Genomic DNA, 7,401 nt, shown 5'->3' with positions numbered 1-7,401 from the left:
GCTTGACGCTGCGGTCCCGGACCGGTGTCCTGCGCGGCCGGCAACCGCCGGCAGGGGCTCGTCCGCGTCATTCCTGAGCGGAGGTCCGCGGCTTCAGGCGCCCGCCGGTCCGCTGTAGTCAGTGACGGCATAAACCTGCAGGAGCCTCTCGACTCCGCGCAGGAAGGTCTCGCAGATCAGCACCGGGTCGAACAGGCAGCCGGCGGCCATGGCGCCGTCGCGCATCATCACGAAGTGGCGGGCGGCGGGCTCGGCGCCGGTCTCCTGGATCTTGGCCAGCAGTTCCGTGACGGTTTCCAGGAACCATTGGCGGTGGGCGAGCACGGCCTTGTGCACCGGCGACTCGGGGTCGGGATACTCGGCGGCGGCGTTGAGGAAGGCACATCCCCGGAAGCCGGGGGACTGGATGCCTTGGGCGATGGACTCGCTGAGGGCCCGGATGGTGTCGGCGGCCGGTAGCTCGGCGGCGACGGCCTCGTCCGCCTGACCCCGCATGGCCCGGTCGACCTCGGTCAAGTAGGCGAGGACAAGGTCTTCCTTGCCGGGGAAGTGCCGGTAGAGGGTGGCCCGCGTCACCTGCGCCTCGGCGACGATGCGATCGATGCCGACGACGTGGATGCCTTCCGCGTAGAAGAGCCGGGTGGCCGTGTTGAGCAGCCGGGACCGCGCTTCGGACGGCCGACCTTCGGATTGGCTGGACATACCCACCAACCTAGCGGATAGAACGTTCGGTCTTGACAGACCGTGCCGAAGGTAGCCATGCTGTGCCGCGATAGAACGTTCGGTCTACCAAGGTCGAGAAGACCGACCACGGGCCGCGCTGAACCGCTCTCCCCATCGCTCATCCACCGAAAGGATCATTATGAGCACTATCGCTGCCTCGCCCGGCATTTCCGGGACCGCGGCCGCACTGCGGCGGCTGTACTTCGTCCGGTTCGCGTTCGCCATCGTCTGGGCCCTTGCGATGTTCACGACCGCCTCGAACCTGGGTCCGCTCGCGGTCACTCTGCTCGTGCTCTACCCGCTGTTCGACGTGTCCGCCGCCATCATCGACGCCCGCGCGTCGCGCACCACCGGATCGCCTGCCCTGCTGTACGTGAACATCGCGGTCAGTCTGATCACCGCCATAGGCGTGGCCATCGCCTGCGCGTCCGGTATCCCGGCGGTGCTGCGCGTGTGGGGCGCCTGGGCGGTCGTGGCCGGGCTGGTCCAACTGGTCGTGGGCGTCACCCGCCGCAAGATGGGCGGCCAGTGGCCGATGATCATCAGCGGCGGCATCTCCGTGCTCGCCGGTGCCTCGTTCATCGTCGGCGCCTCCGCGGACAACCCGACGCTGACCAACGCGGCCGGATACGCCATCCCCGGCGGCATCTTCTTCCTCATTTCGGCCTTCCGTCTCGGCCGCGCCGCGAAGGGAAACTGACATGGACGGCGACACGTACGACGTCGTCGTCCTCGGGGCGGGCCCGGTCGGGGAGAACGTCGCCGACCGGGTGGTGCAGGGCGGGCTGAGCGCCGCCGTCGTCGAGCGCGAACTCGTCGGTGGGGAATGCTCCTACTGGGCCTGCATGCCGACCAAGGCGTTGCTGCGCGGCGCGGCGGCGTTGCGGGCGGCGCGTCAGGTGCCGGGAGCGCGCGAGGCGGTGACCGGTGGTCTCGACGTGGCCGCGGTGCTGGGCCGCCGGGATTCCTTCGCCTCGCATTGGAAGGATGAGGGTCAGGTCGGCTGGCTCGATTCGGCCGGGATCGCTCTGCACCGTGGTCAGGGCCGGATCGTGTCCGCGGGCGTGGTCGAGGTGACCGGTGACGACGGCGTCCCGGTCACGTTGACGGCCCGGCACGCGGTGGTCATCGCGACCGGAAGCGGCGCGTTGCTGCCGGACGTTCCCGGTCTGCGCGAGGCCACGCCGTGGACCAGCCGGGAGGCGGCTGCCGTGAGCGCGGTCCCTGGCCGGTTCGCGGTCATCGGTGGTGGCGTGGTGGCGTCGGAGATGGCGACCGCCTTCGCCGCCCTGGGATCGTCGGTGACGATGCTGGCTCGTGACGGTGTGCTGCCGCGGGCCGAGCCGTTCGCCGGCGAGCGGGTCACTGAGTCGTTGCGGGAGGCCGGTGTGTCGGTACGCCTCGGCGCGGAGGCCGCGTCGGTGCACCGCGACGAGGCCGGAACGGTGCACATCACGATGACCGACGGCGAGCAGGTCGAGGCCGACGAGATTCTGGTGGCGATCGGCCGGGCACCGAACACCCAGGACATCGGTCTCGGCGCCGTTGGCCTGATGCCGGGTGCCTGGCTCACGGTGGACGACACGATGCGCGTGGTCGGGGCGGACGGGGCGCCGATCGGTGACGGATGGCTGTACGCCGCCGGTGACGTCAACCGGCGAGCGCTGCTGACCCACCAGGGCAAATACCAGGCCCGCGCGGTCGGCGACGTCATCGTGGCGAGGGCGAAGGGCGAAGCGGTCGAGGACGGCCGCTGGGGCCGGCATGTCGCCACGGCCGACGAGCGCGCGGTTCCCCAGGTGGTCTTCACCGACCCGGAGATCGCGTCGGTGGGGCTGACCGCGGCCGCGGCCGAGGCCGCCGGGGTACGGACGCGCGTCGTCGACTACGACCTGGGCGCCGTCGCCGGATCCGCCCTGCACGCCGACGGATACCGGGGGCAGGCCCGCATGGTCGTCGACGAGGACCGGAAAGTGATCGTCGGCTTCACGCTCGCCGGCCCGGACGTCGCCGAACTGCTGCACGCCGCGACGATCGCGGTCGTCGGTGAGGTTCCGCTGGACCGGCTGTGGCACGCGGTCCCGGCGTTCCCCACGGTCACCGAGGTGTGGCTGCGGCTGCTGGAGGCGTACGGTCGTTGACCGCCGGGCCGCGTGCTGTTCCTGTCGCGGCTGCTCAACCGAAACCGCATGATCACTCCATGACGACCAGGAATCGGCATCTTTTCTGGTTCCGCAGCCAGGTGCCGAGCCAAGGTTTCGGGTCATATGCCGCCGTACGGATCCCTACCTTGGCACCCGGCATGGGCTTATTGCTACGAAGCTCAGCGTCAAGTCGGCGCACTCGAGGCCAGGCAGGTCGCCGACATCGTAGATCGTGGGCTGTCCTGCGGATCTGGTTTGCCGCCAGTAGTCGCTGAGCTCGGCTGTTCCTAGGCGATTGGGCATCGAACAGCCTGATGGGAGTGGGCACCACCGCGCAGGCCGACGCCCAGCGGCTTGCCAGCGCTTGCGGCGACGGCGGATTCAGTTCTACAACAGTGCCAACTGCTCGGGTTCCTACGGCAACGCGGCCGCTCCGAGGTCGGCGGACAGTGACCTGACGAACAACGGCTTCGACCCTTATCAGAATGACGTGTTCATGAGGCCGGTGTCGTGGCGCTGTCCTTGATCAGTCTTGCTCGGACTCGGCTCCACCGCGCAGGCGGACGTCGGAGCCTGAGTGGGCACTTCGCGGGCAGCGATCGCTCGCGCCGTGCAGGTCGAGCAGGCCGGCGGCCGGGGCGGTTGCCGCGATGGCTTGCCGCCCCGGCCCGTGCTTGAACCCCAGGCTTCGGGGCTCTGGCGTCGCGTCCAGGGCTCGGGGGCTTGTGTGGGTTCCCTCTCCGTTCAGAAGGGGTCGGTTTCCGGGGAATCTGTGGTGGGGTTGGACTCGTCCGGGAGGCGGACGTCGTCGACTGTGACGTTCACCTCGGTGATCCGCAGGCCCAGCATGCGGCTGACGCTGCGGGCCACGTTGGTCTTGACGGCGGTGGCGACCTCCATGACCACGTGGCCGTACTCGACCACGATCGTCAGGCTCACCGCCACCTGGCGGTCCTGGACCTGGGCGCGGATGCCCTGGTTGCCGCTCTGGGAGCCGATGCCGATGCGGTCGCGGACCGACTCGAAGGCTCGGGCGAGGTCGCCGCCCATGCCCGCCACGCCCGGCACCTCCATCGCCGCGAGGAAGGCCACCTTCTCCACCACCTCGTCCGCGACCTTGATCCGGCCCTTCACCACGGCCGCGGTGGCAGACGACTGCTCCCCAGCGAACGCCGACGCGGCCGCCTCTCCGTACGGAGCGGCACCGGAATAGGGAGTGGAACTGGCGTAGGGAGTAGCACCGGAGTAGGGGGTGGCGCCGGTGTACGGCGACCCGCTGGATCCGACGGGGGTGGACGCAGCGGTGCCAGGCTCAGCGGCGCCACCAAGTCCAGTGGGCCCGAGTCCAGTGGGCCCAGAGTCGGCGCCCCCGGAGCCAAGGGGTCCGGAGCCAGCGGCCCCGGAGCCCAGAGGTCCGGAGCCAGCGGTCCCCGAGCTCAAAGGTCCGGAGCCTGCGGTCCCCGAGCTCAGAGATCCAGAGCCAAGAGGTCCGGAGCCAACGGCTGCAGATGCATTGGGCCCAGGGTCGGAGAGGCCAGATCCGGTGAGCCCAGATCCCGTGGGTCCGGAGCCGGCAGTTGCAGACGCGTTGGGGCCAGGGTCGGAGAGGCCGAGTCCAGTGAGCCCGGGCCCGGTGAGGTCAGGTCCGAAGGTGGGGCCGGATCTGGCGGTCTCAGATCCGAGGGAGCCGGACGTAGCAGCCCCAGGGTCGGTGGGACCGGAATCGGAGGCGCCGGTTCCAGAGAGGCCAGTTCCAGCGGCGCTGGTTGCAGAGAGGCCAGGTCCGTTGGGGCTGGGCTCTGCGGTGCTGGCGCCGATTTCGTGGACGCCGGGGCTGATGCCGCGGACTCCGGCGCTGATGTCCCGCACTCCGCTGATGTCGCGGACGCTGGCACCACTGGAGTCGCCGCGACCCCCGCGGCTGGAGCGACCGAAGCCACTGGAACCGCCCGAGCCGCCAGAGCTGGTGGAGCGGAACGGGTCGACGCTGTACGTGTCGGTGCCTCGTTCTGGGGTGTCGGTCCCGGTGTCGCTGTATCCCGTGGTGTCGGTCCCGGTGCCGCCGTATTTCGTGTCGCCGGTCCTGGTGGTGCCGGTCCCAGTGGTGCCGGTCCCAGTGGTGCCGGAGCCCGTGTCGTCGGTCCCGGTGTCGCCGTATCTCGTGTCGCCGGTCCCGGTGGTGCCGGATCCGGCGGCGCTGTATCCCGTGGAGGTGGTTTCTGTGGCGCTGTATCCCGTGCTGCCGGTTTCTGCGGTGCCCGGTGTATTGGTGTCGTCGGCTAACGAGTCGGTCATCGTGGCTTCCTCTGGGCGGTGTTCAGGATTGTGCCGGAAGGCTGTGCCGTTTGTCCCCGGACCTGGGGCCCTATGCTGCTAGATATGCACGATCAGGCAGGGGCCGGGGCACCCGATAACTTCCAGCGTCTGTGGACTCCGCATCGCATGGCCTACATCAAGGGTGAGGGCAAGCCGACCGGGACGGGCGCCGAGGACGGGTGTCCGTTTGACGCCATTCCCAAGATGAGCGACGAGGATGGGCTGGTCGTGGCCAGGGGCGAGGTCGTGTACGCGGTGCTCAACCTTTACCCCTACAACTCCGGCCACCTCATGATCGTGCCCTATCGGCACGTACCAGACTATGACGGTCTCGATGGCGCGGAGTTGCTGGAGCTGGCGGAGTTCACACAACGGGCGGTGCGCGCGTTGCGCAAGGCGAGCGGTGCTCAGGGGTTCAACGTCGGCATGAACCTCGGTCAGGTCGCCGGCGCGGGCATCGCTGCGCACCTGCACCAGCACGTGGTGCCGAGGTGGGGCGGCGACACCAACTTCATGCCGGTCGTCGCGCAGACCAAGGTGTTGCCGCAGCTACTTCGTGACACCCGCGAGCTGCTCGCCGACGCGTGGGACTGACGGCCCCGGCAGCGCGCCGATGCCCGCCGACAGCAGCAGCGGGATCGCCAGGGCCAGGGCCATCGAGAGCACGGCCGCGCCCGAGTCGTTGACCAGCATGCCGATCACGCCGCTGACGAGTGTGCCGATCAGGCCGGCCCGCAGCGCGGGGGAGTAGGTGAAGGCGGCGGGCACCACTCCGGCGGAGGCCTGTTCGGGGCGCAGGATCGCGTAGACGAGGAACGCGACGGCGGCGATCACGATCGGCATCAGGTTGGGGCTGAGCAGCGTGTGGAGCATGGCGTTGAGCTTGCGCAGGATGACGTCGAACGCCTCGCCGGTGAGCACCTGACCGACGAACCGGCCCAGGTGGGTCTGCTTGTCGGGCGGCTGCAGGTAGTTGACGATCGCGAACGTCATCACGATCACCGCCCCCGCCACGCAGAACGCTCCCAGCTTGACGATCGACACCCGCTTGCCCGCCAGGATCAGCGCGGTCACCGCGATGCCCGGCACGAACGCGATGACGCCGCCGAAGTCGCTGCCCATGCCCGAGCCGCCGAGCACCATCGCGAACGCCCCCAGCACCGCCACCGCCGCCACGCCCACCTTGCCCGGGAAGCGGTGGGCGATGGTCGTGGTGGCCAGCAGCGTGCCGGTGGCCAGCAGTGCGAACGGGATGTTGCCCAGACCGTAGTAGCGGGCGCCCACCTCGGCGCTGTAGCCCATAACGCTGTTGAGCTGCAGGGTCGTGCCGGTCAGCAGGTCGCCGGCGAGCGTGAGCGCGGTGATGCCCGCCACGACCGCGAGCGGGCCGAGTGGCGCGCGCCGCCACGGCCCCGCGCAGGCCAGGAGGGTGATGGCCGCCACCCAGCCGAGCACGCCGCCGATCAGGCCCGTGAGGGTGGACCACGGCAGCAGGTTGACCAGGTAGCTGGAGACGGGCAGTGCGGCCAGGGCGACCGCCGCCAGGCGAACCCCCGGCAGGCCCTTGCGGCGGCGCAGCAGCAGAAACGCGATCAGGTAGAACAGGACCTGCAGCACGGCGACGACGGTGAAATAGATGCCCTTGACCGAGCGGATCGTCTGGGCGGTGGCGTCGGCGCGGCGCAGCCGGTCGATCGTCGCGCCCTGCGCGCCCACCTGGAGCGGCACGCCCACGACCGTGTCGGGCACCGCGACGCCCGCCGTGGTCAGCGCGGTGGCGGTCAGGTCGGGCAGGATCGAGATGTCGTCGCGGTGCGTGGAGGCGGCCCCCAGCAGGTGGCCCTGGGCGCCCGGCTGGCGCAGCATCGCGACCCGCAGGTGCGGCACGGAGCCGTGGTCCGACAGGCCGGCCAGGATGACGGTCGCGTCGGCGGGCAGGGCCGCCAGCAGCGCGCCCGTCTTCGCGTCGGCCTGCCGCAGCGCGTCGCGGCGCTCGCGCGCGCCGAGCTGGTCGGGTACGCGCGGCAGCGTGCCGGTGGCCAGGTAGGGGCGGATCAGGTCGTCGACCTCCACCGCCACCATCGGGCACCGCGCCAGGTCGGCGGCCGGGACCTGATCGGGGGAGGCGAGGTAGCGGGACACGGCGCCGTCGCGGTCGGCCAGCGCCAGCGCGGCGCCGGGGCCGACCGCGACCGAGCACTTGCCCGCGGCCTTGAGG

The 7,401-nt window shown here is 70.4% G+C and carries 6 protein-coding genes; 3 read left to right on the top strand and 3 right to left on the bottom strand.

Going from position 1 to position 7,401, the window contains the following annotated elements; all coding sequences use genetic code 11:
• Positions 1 to 93 precede the first annotated feature (93 nt).
• Positions 94 to 702 (bottom strand): TetR/AcrR family transcriptional regulator, encoded by a 609-nt coding sequence (locus KME78_RS44745; RefSeq protein ID WP_219536024.1) that lies wholly within the window; start codon positions 700 to 702, stop codon positions 94 to 96.
• A 160-nt stretch (positions 703 to 862) separates the two neighbouring features.
• On the opposite strand from KME78_RS44745, the gene KME78_RS44740 reads away from it, so the two are divergent.
• Positions 863 to 1,423, top strand: a complete 561-nt coding sequence (locus tag KME78_RS44740; protein ID WP_219536022.1) for a hypothetical protein — start codon at positions 863 to 865, stop codon at positions 1,421 to 1,423.
• Position 1,424: 1 nt separating this feature from the next.
• Entirely contained in the window at positions 1,425 to 2,864 is a 1,440-nt protein-coding gene (locus KME78_RS44735; RefSeq protein WP_219536020.1) for a dihydrolipoyl dehydrogenase family protein, read from the top strand.
• A gap of 747 nt (positions 2,865 to 3,611) precedes the next feature.
• Here KME78_RS44735 and KME78_RS67560 read toward each other — a convergent pair.
• Positions 3,612 to 4,001, bottom strand: a complete 390-nt coding sequence (locus tag KME78_RS67560) for an Asp23/Gls24 family envelope stress response protein (RefSeq protein ID WP_219536018.1) — start codon at positions 3,999 to 4,001, stop codon at positions 3,612 to 3,614.
• 1,245 nt (positions 4,002 to 5,246) lie between these two features.
• On the opposite strand from KME78_RS67560, the gene KME78_RS44725 reads away from it, so the two are divergent.
• Complete coding sequence (locus KME78_RS44725; RefSeq protein WP_281429052.1) at positions 5,247 to 5,777, top strand: HIT family protein; 531 nt, start codon at positions 5,247 to 5,249, stop codon at positions 5,775 to 5,777.
• Here the strand turns inward: KME78_RS44725 and KME78_RS44720 are convergent.
• Positions 5,733 to 7,401, bottom strand: a 1,669-nt coding sequence (locus tag KME78_RS44720; protein ID WP_219536014.1) for a hypothetical protein, incomplete at its 5' end; no start/stop codon positions are given. The genes KME78_RS44725 and KME78_RS44720 overlap by 45 nt on opposite strands.

The sequence above is a fragment of the Nonomuraea guangzhouensis genome, from assembly GCF_019396345.1.
GTDB lineage: Bacteria > Actinomycetota > Actinomycetes > Streptosporangiales > Streptosporangiaceae > Nonomuraea > Nonomuraea guangzhouensis.
This window is presented reverse-complemented; position numbering and strand designations above follow the sequence as displayed.

What these genes read in the sequence shown, in the direction of transcription:
- KME78_RS44745 (WP_219536024.1), bottom strand. Translation starts at nt 702, where the DNA reads ATGTCCAGCCAATCCGAAGGTCGGCCGTCCGAAGCGCGGTCCCGGCTG.
- KME78_RS44740 (WP_219536022.1), top strand. Translation starts at nt 863, where the DNA reads ATGAGCACTATCGCTGCCTCGCCCGGCATTTCCGGGACCGCGGCCGCA.
- KME78_RS44735 (WP_219536020.1), top strand. Translation starts at nt 1,425, where the DNA reads ATGGACGGCGACACGTACGACGTCGTCGTCCTCGGGGCGGGCCCGGTC.
- KME78_RS44725 (WP_281429052.1), top strand. Translation starts at nt 5,247, where the DNA reads ATGCACGATCAGGCAGGGGCCGGGGCACCCGATAACTTCCAGCGTCTG.